We start from the raw sequence: 21619 nt of genomic DNA on the forward strand, positions 1-21619 counted from the left end.
AGGCCTCATGGACAAGGTTGTCGCATCGCCGCAGGCGGCCATCGCCGACATTCGCGAGGGCGCGAGCATCGCGCTGGCGGGGTTCAGCGTCGGCCACGGCTTCGCGTCGAGCCTGATCACCGCGCTGAAGGAGAAGGGAACGCGCGGCCTCACGCTCGTGTGCAATTCGCTGGGCGGACCCGGCGAGCTGCGTCCCGTGACGCTGTGCGAGAGCCGGCAGGTGAGCCGCCTCATCGCGTCGTTCTCCGCGCGTCCCGGCCAGCCGACCGAGGCCGAGCGGCAGATCGCCGCCGGCGACATCGCGCTCGAACTCGTGCCGCAAGGCACGCTCGTCGAGCGGCTGCGCGCGGGCGGCGCGGGCATCGCGGGCTTCTACACGCGCGCGAGCGCGGGCACGGACGTCGCGGCAGGCAAGGAGACGCGCGAGTTCAATGGCGAAACCTACGTGTTCGAAACGGGCCTCTCGGTCGACTACGCCTTCGTACGCGCGCAGCGCGCCGACCGCGCGGGCAACCTGCAGTTCCGGGGCGGCAGCATCAGCTTCAATCCCTCGTTCGCGAAGGCCGCGCGCATCGCCATCGCCGAAGTCGACGAGATCGTCGAGGTCGGCGAGATCGCGCCGCAGGACGTCGGCTTGGCCGGTATCTTCATCACGCGCGTGGTGAAGCGCACCGTGGAAGCGGAGCCGATCGCGGCCTTGAAGAAGAACCGGCGCGGCGGCGACTCCTTTCGCACCTACAACGGCAAGCCGGCCCTGTCGCGCAACGACATCGCGCGCCGCGCCGCGCATCTCATCGCGGACGGCAGCTACGTCAATCTCGGCACCGGCATTCCGACGCTGCTGGCGAACCATGTCGCGAATCGCGACGTCGTGCTGCATGCCGAGAACGGCGTGCTGGGCTACGGCCCGCTGGAAGACGAAGCCCGCTTCGACCGCGACCATTACAACGCGAGCGGCGAGTTCGTGAGCATCCGCCCGGGCGCGGCGTTCTTCGACAGCATCGAGTCGTTCGAGATGGCGCGCTCGGGCAAGCTCGACGCCGTGGTGCTCGGCGCCTATCAGGTGGACGAGGAAGCGAACGTCGCCAACTGGTCGACGCCGCAGATGGTGGGCGGCGGCATCGGCGGCGCGATGGACCTCGTGGCCGGCAGCACGCCGCTGATCGTGACGATGGAGCACGTCGACGGGCGCGGCGAAGCGAAGCTGGTGGCGAAATGCACCTATCCGCTGACCGCGGCGCGGCGGGTGAACTTCGTGGTGACCGACCTCGCGCTGCTCGAGCGCGTGGACGGACGGCTGCGGCTGCAGGAGATCGCGCGCGGCTTCACGGTCGAGGAGGTGCTGGCGATGACGCCGATGAAGGTGGACGTGCCCGATCGCGTGGGCGTCATGCAGGACGCCTTCGGGCCGGACGCCGCGTAGCCGTGTTACCGCGTCCGCCGCGCGGGGCGTCTCAGGCCCGCAGGTGCAGGCGTTCGAGCTGCGCCGCCATCGCCGGCCCCTGCTCGACTTCGAGATAGTTCGCGAAGCGCAGCGACGCATTGCCCACGTGGTCGCGCAGCACGTTCTGCGCGGCGGCTTCGTCGTTGCTGTCGAGGGCCGCGAGCAGCGCCACGTGCTCGTTGTACGGATCGACGCCGCGCAGGTCCTGGAAGCCCTCGACGCGGCGCTTGAGGATCAGGCGGTCGAACACGCTGCCCAGGGTCTTGCTCAGGTACTGGTTGCCCGCTTCCTCGGCGAGCGCCATGTGGAACTCGCGGTCCATCAGCAGCCGCTCGCGCGTGAGCTTGTCCTGGCACAGCAGCTTGTAGCGCTCGTTGAGCGCGCCAAGCCGCTTGCCGGCCGCGGGTGCGATGCCCTTGCGGAAGATCAGCTGCACCGCGTAGGACTCGAGGGCCTCGCGCGTCTCGTACAGCTCCCGCACTTCGCGCGCGTCGATCTCCGCGACGAAATGGCCGCGGTTGGGGATGCGCGTGACGTAGCCTTCCTGGTAGAGCCGCTCGAGCGACTCGCGCACCGGCGTGCGCGAAACGCCCAGCATCTCGGCCAGCGCCTGGTGCGTGAGCTTGTTGCCGGGGCGCAGGCGATTGCCGAGGATCGAGTCCTTGATCTGGTGGTAGACGCTCTGGACGAGGTCTTCCTCCATGCCTTCGGCTTCGCTGCTCACCGCCGACTTCGCCTTCGCCATCGTCGCGTCCTCAGTCCACCTTGGCGCCCGACGCCTTGACGATCGGCGCCCAGCGCGCGGTGTCCTTCAGCAGCAGCGCGCGCAGTTGCTCCGGCGTGCCGCCCAGCGGCAGCATGCCGTGCTCCTTCAGCAGCGCGAGCGACTCCTTGTCGGCGAGCGCCTTGTTCGTCTCGGCGGACAGCTTCTGGATGATGGGCGCGGGCGTGCCGGCCGGCGCGAAGAGCGCGAACCACACGCTCGACTCGAAGCCGGGCAGCGTCTCCGACACCGCCGGCAGGGCGAGGCCTTCCATGCGCTTCTCGCTGGTCACCGCGAGCATGCGGATGCGGCCCGAGTTGTGGTGCTGCTGCAGCGTCGATGCGGGATTGAACATGACCTGGATCTGTCCGCCGAGCAGCGCAGCGAGCGCTTCGCCGCCGCCCTTGAACGGCACGTGCGTGAGCTGCACGCCGGCCATGGTCTTGAGCATCTCCATCGCCATGTGGTTGGTCGCGCCGTTGCCGGACGAGCCGTAGTTGAGCTTGCCGGGGTTCGCCCGCGCGTAGTCGATCAGCTCTTTCACCGAGCGGATCGGCAGCGACGCATCGACGGCCAGCACGTTGGGCGAGCTGATCAGGGCGGTGACGGGCGCGAGGTCTTTCAGCGGGTCGAAGGACATCGACTTGTACAGCGTCGGATTGATCGCGAGGCTGCTGGTGCCCATGAGCAGCGTGTAGCCGTCGGGCGGCGACTTGGCGACCATGTCGCTGCCGATGTTGCTGGCGGCGCCCGGCTTGTTCTCCACGATCATGCTGCCGCCGGTCTGGTCGCCGAACTTCTTCGCGAGGAGGCGCGCGACGACGCCCGTGGAGCCGCCCGGCGCGTAGGGACTCACCAGCTTCACGGGCTTGGCGGGATAGTCCTGCGCGAGGACGCTCGCCGCGGGGACGAGCAGGGCGACGGCCGAGGCACAGGCCAGGAGTAGGGACTTCAGGTTCATGTCGATGTTCCTCATTGTCATCTTCAACTACAACTACAACTTCATCTTCAACTACAACTTCGATTCAACGTGCGGTCCGCAGCGCGGCGAGCGTCGCGGTCGCCGGGGCGGCGGAGTCCAGGTCGAGCAGGGCCGCGAAGGCGGAATCGCACCGCGCACTCCCCAGCACGTCCGCCGCGCAATCGCGGAACTTCGCCCGGATGCGCTCGACGTCGAACCAGCGCGCGGGCTTGCCCATCGCGAGCGGCACGAAGCGCTCGAAGCGCTTGCCCGATTCGGTGACGGCGACGATGCGCGTCGCGAACTCGGAGTCGTGGCGCAGGTCCTCGTCCACCTCCATCCGGATGCGCGGAATCAGCGCGCGGATGCGCGGGTCGGCGATCTTCTCCGGCGTGAAGCTGTGCAGGCCCACGTCGCCTTCGACGAGCGCCGCGGCCACGCAGTAGTGCAGGCTGAACTTGCCTTCGAGCGGCGCATGCGGCATGACGTGGATCAAGGGCGCGAAGGCCATTTCGCAGACACCCGCGCGCACCTCCTTCAGCGGCTCGCCGGCGCTGTCCTTGTGCAGCAGCATCGCGGCCTCGATGCCGGGGTGCGTCGCGCCGCAGGCGGGGAAGGGCTTCAGCGCCAGTCCGTGCTCGGTGAGGATCTCGAGGTCCTCGCCCATTCGCAGCAGGTGCGCGGTGTCGTGGCCGATGCCGTCGTTGAACACGCGCACGAAGCCGTAGGCGTGGTCCATCGCCTCGCCGCTCGCGTCGAAGCCGTGCTTCGCGAGCAGCGCGGCCAGCAGGCCGGCGCGCGCGGACTGGCCCGCGTGGAAGGGCTTGGTCATGCTGCCGAAGTTCGCGCGCAGGCCCGCGGCCGACGACGCGGCGATGCCGATGCACATCACCATCTGGTGATGATCGAGCTTCAGCAGTCGGCCCGCGGCCAGGGCGGCGGCGAGTGCGCCGAACGTGCCCGTCGCATGCCAGCCGCGCTTGTAGTGCTGCTTGTTCAGCGCGCGGCCCAGCTTGCCGAAGGCTTCGAAGCCGACGATGTACGCATCGATCAGGTCCGCGCCGCTCGGCGCGCACTGTGGCGCGAGCGCGAGGAGGGCGGGCACGATCACCGCGCTGGGGTGCGCGTACGCGGGATGGTTGGTGTCGTCGTAGTCGAGCGCGTGCGCGATCGTGCCGTTGAAGAGTGCGGCATCGGCGGGCGAGGCCCAGCGCTCGGTGCCGAGCAGCTGCGCGGTCGCCTGCTCGTTCGCTTGGTCGAACGAGGGCAGCACGGCCAGCAGCGGCGCGGCGAGTGCCTCGCGGCTGCCCGCGAGCATGCAGCCCACGCAGTCGATGATCGCGTCGCGCGCGCGCGACCGCGCGAGGGCGGGAAACCGCGCGTCGGCGAGGGCGAAGGCCGCCATCGCGTTCGTCACGGCGGCGTTGTCTTCGGAGGCTTGTTTCAGGACCGCGTTCATGGTGCGTACTCCGCGTTCAGAACATGAATTCGCCGCCGTTGACGTGCAGGATCTGGCCCGTGACGTAGCCTCCCGCCGTCGAACAGAGGTAGCTGCAGGCGCCCGCGATGTCGTTCGCGTCGCCGAGGCGGCGCAACGGCATGGCGAGGCGGCGCGCCTCGAAGCCGTTGACGTCGCCCGCTGCCGGGTAGTGCGCGGCGTCGCGCACGGTGTCGATGATGCCGGGCGCGACGGCGTTGGCGGTGATGCCGAATTCGCCGAACTCGATGGCGATGGCCTTGGCCAGCGCGAAGGTGCCGGCCTTGCACGTCACGTTGTGCGCGCGGTTCGCCTTCGGCGAGAAGCCGTCGCGGCCCGAGATGTGGATGATGCGGCCCCAGCGCTTCGCCTTCATGTGCGGCAGGCAGGCGCGCGCCAGGTAGAAGGCCGAGCTGAGGTTGGTGTTGAGCACGCGCTGCCAGTCGTCGACGGAGATGTCGAGGAAGGGCGTGTGCTCGCGCACCGAGACGTTGGAGACGGCGATGTCCACGCTGCCGAAGCGCTGCGCCGCCGCATCCACCATGCCCTGCACGGCCGCGGCGTCCCCCACGTCGACGATGGCAGTCATGGCTTCGACCCCGAGCGCGCGCGCCTCGGCCGCAACTTCTTCCAGCGCCGCCGCGTTGCTGTGGCCATTGATGACGACGTTGGCGCCCTGGCGGGCGAAGTCGAGCGCGATGGCGCGGCCGATGTTGCGGCCGGAGCCGGTGACGATGGCGGTGCGGCCTCGAAGCGGCTTGTTGTCGTGGGTCATGTTTTCACCAGTGCGTCGACGGCAACGACTTCGCCGGTGCCGCGCGCATGCACGAAGAGCGGGTTGATTTCGAGTTCGCGCACCGCATCGCCCATCGCGACGAAGCGGTCGCCGAAGGCGGCGGCCGCCTTCAGCAGGGCTTCGGTGTCGGCGGGCGGGCGGCCCCGGAAGCCGTCGAGCAGCGTGCGCAGCTTGAGCCGCTCGATCGCGTTGCGCACGCGCGCCGGCGTCGTCGGCAGGGCGACGTAGGCCACGTCGGCGTGCAGCTCCGTGGCCGTGCCGCCCATGCCGATGGCGAGAATGGCGCCGAAGTCCGGGTTGTTCAGCGCGGACAGCAGCACCTCGACGCCGCCCGCATCCATGGACTGCACCAGCACGCCCGCGTCGGCCTGGCCGAGGCGCTTGCGGATGCCCTCGACTTCCGCCGCGAGTCGCGATTCGCCGACGTTCAGCCGCACCAGATCCAGTTCGGTCTTGTGATCCGCATGTTCGGGCAGCGCCTTGACGGCGACCGGGAAGGCGAGGCCTTCGCAGGCCGTGGCCGCATCTTCGCCGGCGGCGACCACGCGCCACGCGGGCACCTTCATGCCGCAGTCTTCGAGCAGCGAGACGGTTTCGCGCCAGGTGGCGGGCACCGAGGACGAGCCGGCATCGGCGCGATCCGGCAACGCGTCGTGCGACGCGGCCGCACGCGCGCGCCACAGCCAGCCGAGGAAGCGGGACGCCTCCACGGGGTCGCGTGCGCAGCTCACGCCGGTCTTGCGCAACTCGGTGCGCTGCGCGGCCGGCAGCGAGTCGCCGAGGAAGCTCACCACGAGCGGCACGCCGCTGCGCTTCGCCACGTCGCGCAGCAGTTCCACGCGCTCCATCACGTCGCGCGGGCCGCGGTTGGCGACCTGCACGATCAGCGCCTCGGTGTTCGGGTCGTCGGCGATGAGGTTCAGGCACTTGTCGAAGAGGCCGGGATGCGAGAGCACCTGTCCCGTGAGATCCGTCGGGTTCTCGGTGCCGCCGAATTCGGGCAGCGCCTCGACGAGCGCGGCCACGGTCTCGCGCGAGAAGGTCGCGAGCGGCACGCCATGGGCCTCCAGCGCGTCCGCGGTCATCGCGCGCGTGCCGCCGGGAATGCTGAACACCGACACGCCGCCGTCCGCGCCGCGTACGGGCGGGGCGCCCAGCACCGACAGCACCTCCGCCGCCTCGATCAACTCCGTCAGGCTCTCGACCCGGATCGCGCCGGCCTCGTGCAGCAAGTCGCGATACACCGCGTAAGGCGATGCCATCTTCCCGGTATGCGACGCCGCGGCCTCGAGCCCCTTCACGGAGTTGCCGGACTTCAGGGCCACGACCCGCATGTCCTTCGCCGTCGCACGCTCGACGAGGCGCAGCAGCCGCTGCCCATCGCGCAGCCCCTCGATGAACAGCAGCACCACGCGCACCTCGGTGCGCTCGACCATCCACTCCAGATAATCGGCGATGGTCAGCACGGTCTCGTTGCCCACGCTCACGACGTAGGCGCAGCCCACGGCGCTGTCCTGCAGGTGACGCGCGAGCGCGCCGGCCATCGCGCCGCTCTGGCTCAGGATGGCGATGGGCGCATCGTGCAGCACCTCGCGCCGCGCCGCCGATCCGAACGTGAGGCAGGCCCGCTGCGGCACCGACCACACGCCTTCGCAGTTCGGCCCGACCACGGCGATGCCGGCTTCGCGCGCCACCTCCGCGAGTTCGCGCGCATGCGCGTGGCCTTCCTCGGTTTCCTCGAAACCGGAGCTGAGCACGACCACCGCGCGCACGCCCTTGCGCGCGCAGGCCCGAACCGCGTCGGGCACGCGCGCGGCGGCGAGCATGACCATCGCGACGTCCGGCGTCTCGGGCAGCGACTCCACGTCCGGCCAGCAGGCCAGGCCGCCGATTTCCTTGTACTTCGGGTTGATCGGATAGATCGCGCCGGGAAAACCGGTCTGCTTCAGGATCGTGACCGGTGCGCCCGTCATCTTCCGCGCATCGGCCGAGATGCCGATGAGCGCGACGGAGCGCGCGCCGAACAGTGCGTCCAGCCCCTGCATCAGATGACCCTGGCCGCGCGCATCGCCTCGATCTGCGCGTCGGTGCGGCCCAGCTCGCGCAGCACCTGCTCGGTGTGTTCGCCCAGCATGGGCGGCGGCGTGCGCAGCTCGCCCGCGCAATTGCTGAAGCGGAAGGGCACGCCGAGCTGCGACAACTTGCCCACGCCGGCGTGGTCGATGGTCGACGTCATGCCGGGCGAAGTCGCCTCGAGATCGTCGAACGCGGTCTGCAGGTCGTTGACCGGCGCGCAGGGCACGTCGGCCGCTTCGAGCACCTCGATCCACTGGGCCGTGGTCTTGCGGCGGAAGACGACGGAGAGCTTCTCGATCAGCGCCTCGCGGTTCTTCACGCGGCTCTGGTTCGAGGCGAACATCGGATCGTCCGCGAGGCCCGGCTCGCCGATGGCGACGCAGAACTCGCGATAGGTCTTGTTCGTGCCGGTCGCGACGACCACGTGCCCGTCGGCCGTGGGCAGTGCCTGGTAGGGCACGAGCTGCGGGTGGCCGGAGCCGAGCGGCGCGAGCTGCGCCTTGCCGTCCATCACCGCGACCGAGTAGTTGATCAGCATGCTCATGGTCGCGTCGAGCAGCGACACGCTCACCTCCTGGCCTTCGCCCGTGCGTTCGCGGTCGAACAACGCGGTGACGATCGCGGTGGTGAGGTAGATGCCGCCGCCGAAGTCGGCGATGGAGGCGCCGGGCCGCACCGGCTCCTTCGAGCCGTGCGCGCCGGTGATGCTGAGCAGGCCCGAGCGCGCCTGCACGGCGATGTCCATGCCGGCCTTCTCGGCCATGTCGCCCTCGGTGCCGTAGGCGGAGATGTTGCCGTAGATCAGTCGCGGGTTGAACTTGCGCAGGCTCTCGTAGTCGAGTCCCAGGCGCTTCGTCACGCCGGGGCGGAAGTTCTGCACCACGACGTCGGCCCAGGCGGCGAGTTCCTCGCACACCTTGCGGCCCTCGGGGGACTTCATCTCGAGCGTGATCGCGCGCTTGTTGCGGTTGATCGCGAGGAAGTAGTCGCCGCCCACGCGCGGAATCTCGGCGTGGAACTTGTCGCTCACGTTCATGTAGCGCGTCGCGTCGCCCCGGCCGGGCTTCTCGACCTTGACGATTTCGCAGCCGAGATCGCCGAGGATCATCGTGCAGTAGGGGCCGGCCACGCCGTGCGTGAGGTCCAGGACCTTGATGCCGTCGAGCGGGCGTCGCATTTCTTTCCTTGTCATTGCGGGGGTTCGTCGGTCGGGGTCAGCTGCGCAGGCTCACGTCGCGGCTCGGCAGGCGCACGACCGCGGAGCCGTCGCAGTTGCGCTCGCCCTTCTGGTTCTCGCCCCACCAGCGGATGTCGACCAGCGCCTCGCCGTTTTCCTTGCGCTTGCCGGTCACTTCGCCATGCATCTTCGTGAGGTCGCCCACGAGGTTGGGCTTGGTCACGCGGCCGTCCAGCTTGCGCGTGAAGCCGCTGTCGCCCTGCCAGTTGGTGAGCAGGTGGCCGGCCCAGCCAAGGCGTTGCCAGCCCTGGTCGTAGGCGCTGGGCATGCCGATCTCGTGCGCGATCTCCACGTCGAAATGGCCGGCGGCCGGATGCATGGGGATGTTGCGCGTGGGCGAGTAGTAGACGTTGTTGGGATGCTTGTCGCGCTCGAGGAAGGCGAGCTTCATCACGTTGTAGACCGTGCGGCGGCCCGAGTAGAAGCCGACGATGTCGACCAGCGTGAGCGGGCCCTTCTGCACGACGGGAAGGTCGTCGCCGATCTGCACGTCTTCGAAGTAGCGCGTGTTGCCGCCGCGGCGCTCCTCGGTGCGGTAGCCGTGCGCGATTTCCTCGATCTGTTCCTGCGTGTACTTGTAGGGCTTGGGCGCTTCCGTCGCGTCCTTCACCGCGAACTTGAAGCCGCCGCCGCTGCGCTTGCGCGGGATGCGGTAGATGTCGCCTTCATAGCGCGTGACGAGGTCGCCGTGCTGGTTGTAGTACAGCACCTCGCCCACCTGGTTCACGTAGCGCGCGACGCTGCGGCCTTCCTTCACCTGCACGTCGATCAGGCGCGCGCGCGCCGTGATCGTGTCGCCGGCGTGGACCGGCTTGAAGTGCTCGAAGCGCGAGCCCGCGAAGATCCACTGGATGCCCGGCAGCCCCGGCGCGACGATGCCGGAATCGATCGTGTACAGGAAGGTCGGCGGCGCGATGACCGTGCCCCAGAGCGTGCGCTTGGCGTAGTCGGCCTCGGCGAAAAGGGGGTTGTCGTCGCCCACGCTGTATTGCGACCAGCGGCGGATGTCGTGGAGCGAGAGCGCTTCGTACACCGCGGGCATGTGGACGTCGCGGCGCAGCCAGACGCCAATGAGCTTGCGCGCGTCCTCGATCTGCTGGTCGCTGAGGCCGGGGGATTCCTCGCCGGCCTTGAGCATGCGTTTCGCCGGGGGCTGTTCCTGATTCTTCACGTTCATGAGGCTCGATTTCCTTTTATGCATTTTTGCATGCAAAAATGCATAAAGCAAGACGTCCCGGCGACGAACGGCTTTCGTCCAGTACGCGGTGCGCAGTGTTTCGTTACCCCGGACCCAGGCCGATCGGCGCCGGCGCCCGCAGGACGATGCGCGTGAACAGGCGGTCGTAGCGCGGCTGCGGGCCGGCCGGCCCGAGCGGGTCGGCGTTCGCACGGAACGCGGCGTCGAGTTCCGCGTGCTGCTTCGCATCGAGCGCCTGCTCCGCGACCGGGAGCAGCTGCGTTTCCTCGAGTCTCATATGGCCCAGGTACTCGGCAACGTAGACGCCGACGGCGGCCTCGAAAGCTGCGCGCCGACTCTCGCCGAGGAGTTCCCACGCGACCAGTTCGTGCTGCAACTCCCGCACGCGCGCTTCTCCGCGCGCATGGTCCTGGTCGAGCCCGTCGATCACCGGCCGCAGTTGCGGCGCGGCCCGCACGAGCATCGGGAACAGGAGGCTCGACTCCTTCGGGTGGTGCTGCTTCTCGGGAAACTCGTCGATGTAGAAGAGCATCGCGCGCACGACGTCGAAGAATTGCTCCGACTTGTCCTGCGGGCCGCGCGCGATCATCTGCTGCAGCGACCGCAGCATGGCCGCGAGCGACGTGTGTTCGTCGCGGATGATCTGCAGCGCGCCGCGCGGCCTGCTCGCTTCGGCGCTCCTCGATGTGCTGGGGCTCATGGCATTTCCTTGGCCGTGTGCCTCCAAATCTAGCGGGCGCCCGCTAGATGCGGGTTGATCCAGCGCAAGTCGAGCAGATCAGCAGATCAGCAGATCAGCAGTTCAACGCCTGCGCATGATGCGCGATGTGCTTTTCGACGAAGCTCGCGATGAAGAAGTAGCCGTGGTCGTAGCCGGCGTGGCGCGCGAGGGTCAGGGGCTGGCCCGTCGCAGCGCAGGCGGCTTCGAGCAGGTCGGGGCGCAGTTGCGGGGCGAGGAAGGCGTCGTCGCTGCCCTGGTCCACCAGGAGCATCGGCGCGCGCCGGCCGCCTCGGATCAGGGCCACCGCGTCGTGCGCTTCCCACGTGGTCGTGTCGGACCCCAGATACCCCGTGAACGCCTTGCGGCCCCACGGCACCTGCATGGGCGCGCAGATCGGCGCGAATGCGGAGACCGAACGGAACACCCCCGGATGCCGCAGCGCGAGCGTCAGCGCGCCGTGACCGCCCATCGAGTGGCCGAGCACGCCCGCGACGTCGGTGCGCAGCGGGAAGTTCGAGGCAAGCAAGCCGGGCAACTCATCGACGATCCAGGTCTCCATCCGCCAGTGCGCCGCGAACGGCGCCTCGGTCGCGTCGAGGTAGAAGCCCGCCGCCGTGCCGAAGTCCCAATCGGCGTCGGCGCCGGCAATCCCGCTCGTGCGCGGGCTGGTGTCCGGCGTGACGAGGGCGAGGCCGTGGCGCGCGGCGTACTGCTGCGCGCCCGCCTTGATCGCGAACGTTTGCTCGTTGCAGGTCAGCCCGGCCAGGCAGTAAAGCACGGGGCAGGGCGCATCGCGCGACTGGGGCGGCAGGTACACGCCGAAGCGCATGGGCAGGCCGCAGGCCGTGGACGCATGCTCGTAGAAGCCCTGCACGCCGCCGAAGCTGGCGTGCTCCTCGAGCGTCGCGATCGAAGGCATCCTCAGAACACGACCACGGAGCGGATCGACTCGCCCGACTTCATGAGATCGAAGCCCTTGTTGATGTCCTCGAGCGGCAGCCTGTGCGTGATGAGGTCGTCGATATTGAGCTTGCCCTCCATGTACCAGTCGACGATCTTGGGCACGTCGGTGCGCCCGCGCGCGCCGCCGAACGCCGAGCCCTTCCAGACGCGCCCCGTCACGAGCTGGAACGGGCGGGTCGAGATCTCCTTGCCCGCTTCGGCCACGCCGATGACGACGCTCTGGCCCCAGCCCTTGTGGCAGCACTCGAGCGCCTGCCGCATGGTGGTGGTGTTGCCGATGCATTCGAAGGAGTAGTCGACCCCGCCGTCGGTGAGTTGCACGATCGCGTCGACGATGTTCGGATGGTCCTTCGGATTCAGGAAGTGCGTCATGCCGAACTTGCGCGCCATCGCCTCGCGCTCGGGGTTGAGGTCGATGCCGATGATCTTGTCGGCCCCGACCATCTTCGCGCCCTGGATCACGTTGAGGCCGATGCCCCCGAGGCCGAACACGGCGACGTTCGCGCCGGCCTCGACCTTCGCCGTCCAGATCACCGCGCCGACGCCTGTGGTGACGCCGCAGCCGATGTAGCACACCATGTCGAAGGGCGCGTCGGGGCGGATCTTCGCCACCGCAATTTCGGGCGCGACGATGTAGTTGCTGAAGGTCGACGTGCCCATGTAGTGCAGGATCGGCTTTCCGTTCAGCGAGAAGCGCGAGGTGCCGTCCGGCATGAGCCCCTTGCCCTGCGTGCCGCGGATCGACTGGCACAGGTTCGTCTTGCGCGACAGGCAGAACTTGCACTGACGGCACTCGGGCGTGTAGAGCGGGATGACGTGGTCGCCGGGCTTCAGCGTGGACACGCCCGGCCCGACGTCCACGACGACGCCCGCGCCTTCATGGCCGAGCACGGCGGGGAACAGTCCCTCGGGGTCCGCGCCGGAGAGCGTGTAGTAGTCGGTGTGGCAGATGCCCGTGGCCTTGACCTCGATCAGCACTTCGCCGGCGCGCGGGCCGTCGAGGTCGAGTTCTTCCACGGTGAGGGGTTCGCCCGCTTTCCAGGCGACGGCTGCGCGAGTTTTCATGGGCCCGAGGCTAACGCATTCGCGCGCGACGCGGCAGCGTGATTTCCGGTTTCGTGCTCCGATTACACCGAGCCGGCGTCGGCGTCCACGACGCGCGCGAGCGGCAGCGTGAACGTGAAGACCGCGCCGCGCCCCGTCTCCCCGGCGGCGCGAACACCGCCGCCGTGACGCTCGACGATGCGGCGGACGATGGACAGTCCCAGGCCCGAGCCCTCGACGTGGCTGTGCAGGCGGGCGAGCGGCTCGAACAGGCGGTGGGCGAAGGCGGCGTCGAAACCGATGCCGTTGTCCTCGATCGCGATCGCGATTTCGCCCGGGGCGAGCGTCGCATGCACGCGGATTCGCGGCTCGGGAACGGCTGCCGTGAACTTCACCGCGTTCGCCAGCAGGTTGTGGAAGACCTGCCGCATCAGCACGGGGTCGACATTCACCCGCGGCAAAGGCTCCACCACGGTCTCGGCGGCCGAAGGCATGTCCGCGACGATCTCGCCCACCATCCGGCCCAGGTCGACCTGCGACTCCTGCAAGGGCTTCGCGATGCGGGCGAGCGAGAGCAGGCCCTCGACGAGCGCTTCCATCTTGTCGACATTGGCGCGGGTGCGCGCGAGGTAGTGCCCCACCTTGTCGGACTTGCCGCGCGCGAGCGACTCCTCGACGGCGGTGGTGAAGCCCTTGATCGCGCCGAGCGGCGCGCGCAGGTCGTGCGCCGCCGAAGAGGAAAAGCTCTCCAGCGCGTCGTTGGCGGCCTTCAGTTCGCGCGTGCGCTCTTCCACGCGCTGCTCCAGCGTCTGCTTGGCCTGCAGCAGCGCCTCGCGCGCATGCTCGTCGTCGGTCACGTCGACCGTGTAACCGTACCAGAGGACCACGCCGTCCGGCTCGGGCTCGGGGTTGGCGCGCATCATGTAGTGCCGCTCGCCCGCCATCGGCAGGTTGACGCGGAAGACCGATTCGCAGGGCGCGAGAAGCGCGCCTTGCCGCGTCATCTCGCCCAGCAGCCGGTCCCGGTCGGCTGGATGAACGCGCTCCAGCACCGCCGCGGACGACTTCGCCGCATCGTCGGCGCTGATCTCGAACATGCGCACGATCCCCCCGCTGACCCATGGCACCGTGCTGCCGCCGTCCGGCATCATGCGGAACTGGAAGATCACGCCGGGGACGTTGCGGGAGAGATTCGCTAGAAGCTCGCGCTGCCGCGTTTCGTGCAGCGCAATCTCCTTGCGCAGCTTGGGCAGCGTTTCCACGAGGGCGTTGAACTGTTCCGCGACGGCGGCCACTTCGGTGGCGCCGGCCACCGGCGCGCGTTGCGTGAAGTCGCCGGCCGCGACCCGGCGCGCGGTGGCGCTCAGCGCGCGCAGCGGCCCCGCCAGCGCCCGCACGATGCAGGCGATGAGCAGGCCGCTCAGCAACAGCACCACCCCCGCGACCACGGCGCCCCGCAGGGCGAGTTCGCGCGCCGCGCCGTAGACGTGATCGGAAGGCAGGCCCGCGATCACATGGAGCGGCGCGTTGTCGACGGCGCGCATCGCATAGACGCGCTCGATCCGGTCGAACCCCATGGCCACGGTCGCGCGCCCGCTGCGCATCTGCTCGAAGGCGGCCAGGTCGCGCACCGGCGAGCCGGTGGCGCCGCCTTCGGGCCAGCGGGCCAGGATCACCCCGGAGTCATGCACCAGCGTCGTCGCGCTGCCGTCGGCGAGCGGGCCGCGCAGCGCGGGCATGAACGTGGCCGCGGGCAGCACGAGTTGCACGGCGATCGAGCCCGTGAGGCCGCTGCGCGGGCCATGGGTCACGGCCACGAGCCACGCGCCCCCGTGGCGCGAACGGAATGGCGCGCTCACGATCGGGGCCTCGCCCGTCCACCCGGCGGGCAGGGGCTGATACTCGTCGCCGCTCATCGCGCAGGTGACGCGGTCGCCGGCGAACAGCACCACGTTCACGATCTGCGGCTCCAGGCGCGCCGTCGTGTTGATGATGTCGCTGCAGTCGGGCGCCTCGCCGCCTTCGGCCATCACGGCCGCGAAGAGGCGCTGATGGACCTGCAACTGGTGGCGGATGTCGAGCGCCGTGCTCTCGGCCACGCGCCGCACCAGCTGGTTGGACGACTCGATGGACGCGGCGGTCTGCCGGATGAGCGTGTGGGCGAGCAGTCCGAGCGTGGGCACGGCGGTTGCGACGACGAGGCCGGCGAGCAGCATCGAGATGGGAACGCCACGCAGGCGGCTCGCGAGGATGCCACCGCCATCGCGAGAGTCATTCCGTTCGCGCCGGTCCAGCGCGTAGAAGAGCACGAGCGCCGTGACGCCGATGAAGAACCAGCCCTTCAGCGTCTGGTAGCGGCCGAGCGCGGCCGCCGAGGCGAACAGCATTTCGCCGAGACGGTCGGAAAAGACAATCCAGCCGGCGCCGACGACCAGATAGGCCGCGGCGACCGCCGCAGCGAGGAGCCTTGGGGACCAGACGATCTTCATCGGATTGATGCCCGCAAGGCTTTCCGGTTGTTGTGCCGACAAAGTGTAGGGTGTGACGCGTGTAACCACCGGTTACCACCACGCCGCAAACGGTGGCGTTTTCACGAATGTCACAGTTCGAGCGACCTGCGGCCCGACGAGTGAGTAGGGTCCGCGCATGCAAACCTCGGTCGACCAACGCGTTGCACCCCGATTCGACGTCAGGCAGTCCGTCGTGGTCGACTCGTCCTGGGCCGAGGCGACGAACATCAGTGCGAGAGGCGTCTACTTCGAGACCCATTTCCCGATGGAAGTGGGCAGCGAAGTCCGCGTGGTCGTCCGCTTCACGAGCAACGGGGCGCGGCACGAGGTCGCGTCCACCGGCCGCGTGGTGCGCGTGGAGCAGCAGGGCTGGCGAACCGGCGTGGCGGCGGAACTGGCGACGCCGCTGTTCGAGGAAGAGACGGTGAGAATTCAGATCTGAAATCGGGTCCGATCAGCGCAGGGCCATTCCCTACGCCTTCCGCTTCCCGAACCGCGCGACCCGCCACAGATACGCGCCGACCAGCAGCACGAGCACGCCGCGCGCGATCCACTCCACCGCGTCCTGCACGGACTCGTAGCGCGACTGCAGCATGTAGCCGGCGCCCAGCAGCAGCGCGCTCCAGGCCGCGGTGCCGAGGGTGGACCAGAACAGGAAAGCGTGAATCCGCATCTTCGCCACGCCCGCCGGCAACGAGATGACGCTGCGCACCGTCGGCACCAGGCGGCCGAACCCGACCGATGCGGGGCCGTGGCGACGGAACCACGCGTTCGCGGCATCGACGTGGTGCGGCTCCAGCGTGAGCCAGCGGCCGTGACGGCGCGCGAATTCGCGCAGGCCGTTCACGCCCAGCAGGCGGCCGGCCCAGTACCAGGGCAGCGCGCCCGCCAGCGAGCCCGCGATGGCGGCGGCCCATACGCCCGCGGGATGCAGCTCGCCCGTGGCGGCGACGTATCCCGCGAAGGGCAGCACGAGCTCCGACGGAATCGGCGGAAAGACGTTCTCCAGCAGCATGAGCATCGCGACGCCGAAGTAGCCGCCGCGCTGGATGAGTTCGATGATCCATTCCGTCATGCCTGCACCTTACCGGAAGCCGGTGCTGATATCCTCGACACCCATGCCGGACCGCGCCTTGTTCGACACCTGGAAAATCGCCGACGAAGAGGCCCGCCGTGCCGAGGCGGAACTCAAGGAGCGGCTCGCCGCCTTCGAGGAGGGGCGCGAGCCCCAGCCGCGCATCTCGCGCGTGCTCGAAGTCAAACTCAAGCGCGCCCGCGCGACCGAACTGCTCGACAAGTACATCCGCACGGCCGGCACCAACTCGGGCCCGGGCGAAGGCGGCTGGCGCCACAGCGCATGACGGTCCCGCCGGTCTGGGCAAGGCGGGCATTCTGGATCTGCATCGCCGCCGTCCTCGTCCTCGCGCTCATGCCCAACGAGCGCCAGCCCACCACCGGCTGGGACAAGGCGAATCACCTTCTCGCCTTCGGCACCCTGGCCGTGCTGGGCCTCGCGAGCTGGCCCGAGCGGGTCCGTGCGGTGGCTGCGGCGCTCGTGGGTTACGGCGTCCTCATCGAACTGCTTCAGGCGCTCACGCCGCATCGCAGCGGCGACTGGGTGGACGTCGTCGCGGACTCGTGCGGCATCGTCGTCGGCTGGCTCGCGTGGACGGCGTGGAAGTCGCTGCGACGCCGCGCAGCCTGACGCGAAATTGACTGCCGTCGAGCGGTGCGATGCGCCGCGTCGGAGGAGGTCTTTCGTTTTGCGGACAATCGGGGGATGCTCTCCGTTCAACGCCTCGCCTGCGTCCGGGGCGAACGGCCCCTGTTCGCCGGTGTCGGCTTCACCCTGCAGCCCGGCGAATGGGCCCATGTGCGCGGCGCCAACGGCTCGGGCAAGACGAGCCTGCTGCGCATCCTGGCCGGCCTGTCGCCGGCGGACGAGGGCGAGGTCCTCTGGAACGGCACGCCGATCGGCGAGGATGCCGAGGCGTGGCGGCGCGACATGCTCTACCTGGGCCACCATTCCGCGCTGAAGGAGGAACTAACCGGCCTGGAGAACCTCCAATTTGCGGCTCAGCTGGACGGCTGCGCGCTTCCGTATGATCGGGCTCTCGCCGCGCTCGCCCGGTTCGGGCTGGCCGGCCGCGAAGACCTGCCGGTGCGTGTGCTGTCGGCGGGGCAGAAGCGCCGCGTGCTGCTGGCGCGCACCGTCACGCGGCCGCACGGCGTCTGGATCCTCGACGAACCGTTCACGGCGCTCGACGCGCGCGCGGTGGACATGCTCACGGGGCTCGTGTCTCGACATCTCGATGGAGGAGGAATGGCGGTGATCACCAGCCACCAGGCCGTGCCGCTCGAAGGCGGGACGGTGGTGGAACTGTGAGTGCTTTGGTGGCCGTTGTCAGGCGCGACCTGCTCGTCGCCGTGCGCCGCAAGGCCGAGGTACTGACCGCGATGTTCTTCTTCGTCGTGGTGACCTCGCTATTCCCGCTCGGCATCGGACCCGAGCCGACGCTGCTGCGCACCATCGGCCCCGGCGTGCTGTGGGTCGGCGCGCTGCTGGCGACCCTGCTGGGCCTGCAACGCATGTTCGCCGCGGACCATGCCGACGGCACGCTGGAGCAGATGGCGCTGTCGCCGTCGTCCCTGACCCTCATGGTGCTCGGCAAGACGGTGGCGCACTGGCTCGTGGCCGGCTTGCCGCTCGTCGTGCTTGCCCCCGTGCTCGGACTGCAATTCGACCTGGACGGCGCGTCCCTGCTCGTGCTCGTCGCCGGCCTGCTGATCGGTACGCCGGTGCTGTCCCTCGTCGGCTCCGTCGGCGCCGCGCTCACGCTGGGCGTGCGCGGGGGCGGGGCGCTGCTCAGTCTGCTCGTGCTGCCGCTCTATATTCCCACGCTGATCTTCGGCGCCGGCGCGGTGCAGGCGCAGGCGTCGGGCACCGGCGCGGGCGGCCATCTTTCCCTGCTGGGGGCGCTGCTGGCGCTCTCGCTTTTCTTCGCGCCGTGGGCCACGACGGCCGCGCTTCGGATCGCACTCGAATGAGCCTCTTCAACGCGTTCCGGCTGTCCAGCCCCGCGACCTTTTATCCCGTGGCGGGGAAACTCATCCCCGTCTTCTGGGTGCTTACGGCCATCTTTACCGTGGCCGGACTCTGGGTCGGCTTCTTCGTCGCGCCCACCGATGCGACGCAGGGGGAGGGCTACCGGATCATCTTCGTCCACGTGCCGGTCTCGTGGATGTCCATGTTCATCTACCTCGTGATGGCGATGTGGGCCGGCCTCGGCCTCGCCTTCAACACGCGGCTGTCGTCGATGATGGCGCAGGCGCTCGCGCCCACCGGCGCGCTCATGGCCTTCCTGTCGCTGTGGACCGGCGCGCTGTGGGGCAAGCCGATGTGGGGCACGTGGTGGGTGTGGGATGCGCGACTCACCTCGGAACTCATCCTCTTCTTCCTCTACCTCGGCTTCATCGCCCTGCAGTCGGCCATCGACGATCCGCGGCGGGCCGACAAGGCGGGGGCGATCCTCGCGCTCGTGGGGGTGGTCAACATCCCCATCATCTATTTCTCGGTGAAATGGTGGAACACGCTGCACCAGGGCGCGTCCGTGTCGATCACGCGCGCGCCATCGATGGCCATCACGATGTTCGCCGGCATGGCGCTGATGGCGGTGGCGTTCTGGATGTATTCGATCGCCGTCGCGCTGATGCGCGTTCGGGCGATCATCGTCGAGCGCGAAGCGCACACGCAGTGGGTGAGAGACCTCGTCATTCGCGGGGATGACGGCAAGGGTTCAAGGGGGTGACGGCGATGCACTGGTCGAGTTTTTCGGATTTCGTCGCCATGGGCGGCTACGGCCTCTACGTGTGGGGCAGCTTCGGCGTTTGCGCGCTCGCGATGGTCGCCGAGCCGCTGCTCGTGCGCCGCCGCCGCGCCGCCGCCGTGCAAGGCATTCAACGGCGCGCTCGCGCCGAACAGTACGAGCGGGAGAACCCATGAAGAACTGGAAGAAGCGCGGCGCGATCATCGTGGCGGGCCTCGCCGCGGTGGGCATCGCCTCGGCGCTGGTGCTCAATGCCCTGAACAGCAACATCGCGCTGTACGTCACGCCCAGCGAAGTCGCCGCCGGCAAGACGCCGCAGGGCACCTTCCGCATCGGCGGCATGGTGAAGGAGGGGTCGGTGAAGCGCGACAACCTCACCGTGCATTTCATCGTGACCGACATGGCGCGCGACGTGCCGGTGTCGTACACGGGCATCCTGCCCGACCTCTTCAAGGAAGGGAAGGGCGCCGTGGTGCAGGGCAAGCTCGAGTCGGGCGGGCACTTCAAGGCCTCCGAAGTGCTGGCGAAACACGACGAGAACTACATGCCGCCTGAGGCGCAGCACGCGCTCGACCAGGCGAAGAAGAACGCGGGCGGCGGCGCGGGCGGCACAAGCGGCACGCCCGGCAAGGCCGGCGCCTACGGAGCGAAACCATGATCGCCGAACTCGGACACTTCGCGCTCATCCTCGCGCTCGTCGTGACGCTGATCCAGGGCGTGCTGCCCCTGGCCGGCGCGCACACCGGCCGCAGCGAATGGACCTCGCTCGCACGGCCGTCGGCGCAGGCCGTGTTCCTGCTCGTCGCGGTCTCGTTCGCCGCGCTCGCGTGGTGCTTCTACGTCAACGACTTCAGCGTGAAGTACGTGGCGACCAATTCCAACTCGAAGCTGCCGGTGCAGTACCGGCTCTCGGCGGTATGGGGCGGCCACGAAGGCTCGCTGCTGCTGTGGGTCTTCATGCTCGCGGGCTGGTCGTACGCGGTGTCGTACTTCTCGAAGTCGCTCGACGAGCCGATGGTCGCGCGCGTGCTCGGCGTGCTCGGCCTCGTGGCCGCGAGCCTGCTGCTGTTCGTGCTGCTCACGTCGAATCCGTTCGAGCGCCTGCTGCCCGCCGCCGAGGACGGGCGGGACCTCAACCCGCTGCTGCAGGACCCAGGGCTGATCTTCCATCCGCCCATGCTCTACATGGGCTATGTCGGCTTCTCGGTGGCCTTCGCCTTCGCCATCGCCGCTCTGCTCGCGGGCCGGCTCGACGCGGCATGGGCGCGCTGGTCGCGTCCGTGGACCACGGCGGCGTGGATCTTCCTCACGCTCGGCATCGCCCTCGGCTCGTGGTGGGCGTATTACGAACTCGGCTGGGGCGGCTGGTGGTTCTGGGACCCGGTGGAGAACGCATCGTTCATGCCCTGGATCGTCGGCACCGCGCTGATCCACTCGCTCGCGGTGACCGAAAAACGCGGCAGCTTCAAGAACTGGACGGTGCTGCTCGCCATCGCCGCGTTCTCGCTGTCGCTGCTGGGCACCTTCCTCGTCCGCTCCGGCGTGCTGACCTCGGTGCATGCGTTCGCGACCGATCCGAAGCGCGGCGTCTTCATCCTCGTGTTGCTGGTGCTCGTCATCGGCACGTCGCTGGTGCTCTTCGCCTGGCGCGCGCCCAAGGTGTCGCTGGGCGGCTCGTTCGCGCTCATGTCGCGCGAGACGCTGCTGCTGCTCGGCAATGTGCTGCTGGTGGTCGCGTGCGCCTCCGTGCTGCTCGGCACGCTGTATCCGTTGCTGATCGACGCGCTGCGCGCCGGCAAGATCTCGGTCGGACCGCCGTACTTCAACGCGGTTTTCGTGCCCGTGATGGTGCCCGCGCTGCTGCTGATGGCGGTGGCGCCGTTCGCGCGCTGGAAGCATGCGGACGCGAAGGAGATGGCGAAGCGGCTGCAATGGGTCGCGCTGATCGCCGCCGTGGCGGGTGTCGCCATTCCCTTCGTCATGGGCGACTGGACCTTCCTCACCGCGCTGGGCATGGGCCTCGCTTTCTGGGTCGGCGGCTCCACGGTGCTGCAGGTCATCCAGCGGCTGCGCGTCGGCCGTCCGCCCATCGGCTGGTGGGCGATGCAGCTCGGCCACTTCGGCGTGGCCGTGTTCGTGGTTGGCGTCACGATGGTCGGCGGCTGGCAGCAGGAAAAAGACGTGCGCATGGAGCCCGGCAGCACGGTCACGGTGGGCGGCTACGAGTTCAGGTTCCTGGGCGTGAAGGAAGTGCGCGGGCCCAACTATGCGGCGCAACGCGGCGAGTTCGAGTTGTTGAAGGACGGCAAGGTGCTGCGCAAACTGCGGCCCGAGAAGCGCCGCTACGACTCCTCCGAGATGCCGATGACCGAAGCCGCCATCGACACCGGCTTCACGCGCGACGTGTACGTGTCGCTCGGCGAGCCGCTCGAAGGCAGCGCCTGGGCGGTGCGCGTCTATCACAAGCCCTTCGTCGACTGGATCTGGGGCGGCTGCGTGCTCATGGCGCTGGGCGGGCTGTGCGCCGTGCTCGAGCGGCGCGTGCGCGTGCGGGCGCGCGCCCCCGTGGCCCCGGCCGTCACCGCGGCCGCCGCGTGAGGGC

22 protein-coding genes are annotated in these 21619 nt (G+C 69.1%); 10 read left to right on the forward strand and 12 right to left on the reverse strand.

Annotated features, from left to right (window positions below):
* Positions 1-7: 7 nt before the first annotated feature.
* Entirely contained in the window at positions 8-1423 is a 1416-nt protein-coding gene (locus tag AB7E83_RS11495; RefSeq protein WP_428569317.1) for a 3-oxoacid CoA-transferase, read from the forward strand.
* 31 nt (positions 1424-1454) lie between these two features.
* Here the strand turns inward: AB7E83_RS11495 and AB7E83_RS11500 are convergent, their stop codons facing one another.
* The 11 genes from AB7E83_RS11500 to AB7E83_RS11550 all read right to left on the reverse strand — a co-directional run bounded on the left by AB7E83_RS11500 (position 1455) and on the right by AB7E83_RS11550 (position 15169).
* On the reverse strand, positions 1455-2189 hold the full coding sequence (locus AB7E83_RS11500; RefSeq protein WP_428569319.1) for a GntR family transcriptional regulator: 735 nt from the start codon (positions 2187-2189) through the stop codon (positions 1455-1457).
* A 10-nt stretch (positions 2190-2199) separates the two neighbouring features.
* A complete protein-coding gene (locus tag AB7E83_RS11505) occupies positions 2200-3168 on the reverse strand; it encodes a Bug family tripartite tricarboxylate transporter substrate binding protein (RefSeq protein ID WP_428569322.1) in 969 nt (322 codons plus the stop codon).
* Between the two features lie 64 nt (positions 3169-3232).
* The gene (locus AB7E83_RS11510) at positions 3233-4627 is read right to left on the reverse strand and encodes an MmgE/PrpD family protein (RefSeq protein WP_428569325.1); all 1395 of its coding nucleotides are present in this window, start codon (positions 4625-4627) and stop codon (positions 3233-3235) included.
* Between the two features lie 16 nt (positions 4628-4643).
* Positions 4644-5420, reverse strand: coding sequence for an SDR family NAD(P)-dependent oxidoreductase (locus tag AB7E83_RS11515; RefSeq protein WP_428569328.1), 777 nt, complete (start codon positions 5418-5420; stop codon positions 4644-4646).
* Positions 5417-7486 (reverse strand): acetate--CoA ligase family protein, encoded by a 2070-nt coding sequence (locus tag AB7E83_RS11520; RefSeq protein WP_428569331.1) that lies wholly within the window; start codon positions 7484-7486, stop codon positions 5417-5419. The genes AB7E83_RS11515 and AB7E83_RS11520 overlap by 4 nt, the downstream gene beginning before the upstream one ends.
* Positions 7486-8694, reverse strand: coding sequence for a CaiB/BaiF CoA transferase family protein (locus tag AB7E83_RS11525; protein ID WP_428569334.1), 1209 nt, complete (start codon positions 8692-8694; stop codon positions 7486-7488). Before AB7E83_RS11525 ends, AB7E83_RS11520 begins: the two co-directional genes overlap by 1 nt.
* 37 nt (positions 8695-8731) lie before the next feature.
* Positions 8732-9931: an FAS1-like dehydratase domain-containing protein gene (locus AB7E83_RS11530; RefSeq protein ID WP_428569337.1), complete on the reverse strand. Its 1200-nt coding sequence runs from the start codon at positions 9929-9931 to the stop codon at positions 8732-8734.
* A 103-nt stretch (positions 9932-10034) separates the two neighbouring features.
* Positions 10035-10652: a hemerythrin domain-containing protein gene (locus AB7E83_RS11535; protein ID WP_428569338.1), complete on the reverse strand. Its 618-nt coding sequence runs from the start codon at positions 10650-10652 to the stop codon at positions 10035-10037.
* A gap of 94 nt (positions 10653-10746) precedes the next feature.
* A complete protein-coding gene (fghA, locus tag AB7E83_RS11540; protein WP_428569340.1) occupies positions 10747-11592 on the reverse strand; it encodes an S-formylglutathione hydrolase in 846 nt (281 codons plus the stop codon).
* 2 nt (positions 11593-11594) lie between these two features.
* Positions 11595-12701: an S-(hydroxymethyl)glutathione dehydrogenase/class III alcohol dehydrogenase gene (locus AB7E83_RS11545; RefSeq protein ID WP_428569343.1), complete on the reverse strand. Its 1107-nt coding sequence runs from the start codon at positions 12699-12701 to the stop codon at positions 11595-11597.
* A 62-nt stretch (positions 12702-12763) separates the two neighbouring features.
* Complete coding sequence (locus AB7E83_RS11550) at positions 12764-15169, reverse strand: ATP-binding protein (RefSeq protein WP_428569346.1); 2406 nt, start codon at positions 15167-15169, stop codon at positions 12764-12766.
* 157 nt (positions 15170-15326) lie between these two features.
* Between AB7E83_RS11550 and AB7E83_RS11555 the strand changes: the two genes are divergently transcribed.
* Positions 15327-15632 carry a PilZ domain-containing protein gene (locus AB7E83_RS11555; RefSeq protein WP_428569349.1) on the forward strand — a complete coding sequence of 102 codons (306 nt, stop codon included), beginning with the start codon at positions 15327-15329 and terminating at the stop codon, positions 15630-15632.
* A 30-nt stretch (positions 15633-15662) separates the two neighbouring features.
* On the opposite strand, the gene AB7E83_RS11560 is transcribed toward AB7E83_RS11555, so the two are convergent.
* A complete protein-coding gene (locus AB7E83_RS11560) occupies positions 15663-16265 on the reverse strand; it encodes a DedA family protein (RefSeq protein WP_428569351.1) in 603 nt (200 codons plus the stop codon).
* Positions 16266-16308: 43 nt separating this feature from the next.
* Between AB7E83_RS11560 and AB7E83_RS11565 the strand changes: the two genes are divergently transcribed.
* The 8 genes from AB7E83_RS11565 (at position 16309) to AB7E83_RS11600 (ending at position 21615) form a co-directional block, all read left to right on the forward strand.
* Complete coding sequence (locus tag AB7E83_RS11565; RefSeq protein WP_428569354.1) at positions 16309-16551, forward strand: hypothetical protein; 243 nt, start codon at positions 16309-16311, stop codon at positions 16549-16551.
* Positions 16548-16895 (forward strand): VanZ family protein, encoded by a 348-nt coding sequence (locus AB7E83_RS11570; protein WP_428569356.1) that lies wholly within the window; start codon positions 16548-16550, stop codon positions 16893-16895. Before AB7E83_RS11565 ends, AB7E83_RS11570 begins: the two co-directional genes overlap by 4 nt.
* A 75-nt stretch (positions 16896-16970) precedes the next feature.
* Positions 16971-17576, forward strand: coding sequence for a cytochrome c biogenesis heme-transporting ATPase CcmA (ccmA, locus tag AB7E83_RS11575; protein ID WP_428569359.1), 606 nt, complete (start codon positions 16971-16973; stop codon positions 17574-17576).
* 8 nt (positions 17577-17584) lie between these two features.
* Entirely contained in the window at positions 17585-18238 is a 654-nt protein-coding gene (ccmB, locus tag AB7E83_RS11580) for a heme exporter protein CcmB (RefSeq protein WP_428569361.1), read from the forward strand.
* Positions 18235-18999: a heme ABC transporter permease CcmC gene (gene ccmC / locus AB7E83_RS11585; protein WP_428569364.1), complete on the forward strand. Its 765-nt coding sequence runs from the start codon at positions 18235-18237 to the stop codon at positions 18997-18999. The genes ccmB and ccmC overlap by 4 nt, the downstream gene beginning before the upstream one ends.
* Before the next feature lie 5 nt (positions 19000-19004).
* On the forward strand, positions 19005-19193 hold the full coding sequence (gene ccmD / locus AB7E83_RS11590; RefSeq protein WP_428569390.1) for a heme exporter protein CcmD: 189 nt from the start codon (positions 19005-19007) through the stop codon (positions 19191-19193).
* Positions 19190-19675, forward strand: a complete 486-nt coding sequence (gene ccmE / locus AB7E83_RS11595) for a cytochrome c maturation protein CcmE (protein WP_428569367.1) — start codon at positions 19190-19192, stop codon at positions 19673-19675. Before ccmD ends, ccmE begins: the two co-directional genes overlap by 4 nt.
* Complete coding sequence (locus AB7E83_RS11600; RefSeq protein WP_428569369.1) at positions 19672-21615, forward strand: heme lyase CcmF/NrfE family subunit; 1944 nt, start codon at positions 19672-19674, stop codon at positions 21613-21615. The genes ccmE and AB7E83_RS11600 overlap by 4 nt, the downstream gene beginning before the upstream one ends.
* Positions 21616-21619: the final 4 nt, after the last annotated feature.

It is taken from the genome of Ramlibacter sp., from assembly GCF_050250995.1.
GTDB lineage: Bacteria > Pseudomonadota > Gammaproteobacteria > Burkholderiales > Burkholderiaceae_C > Ramlibacter.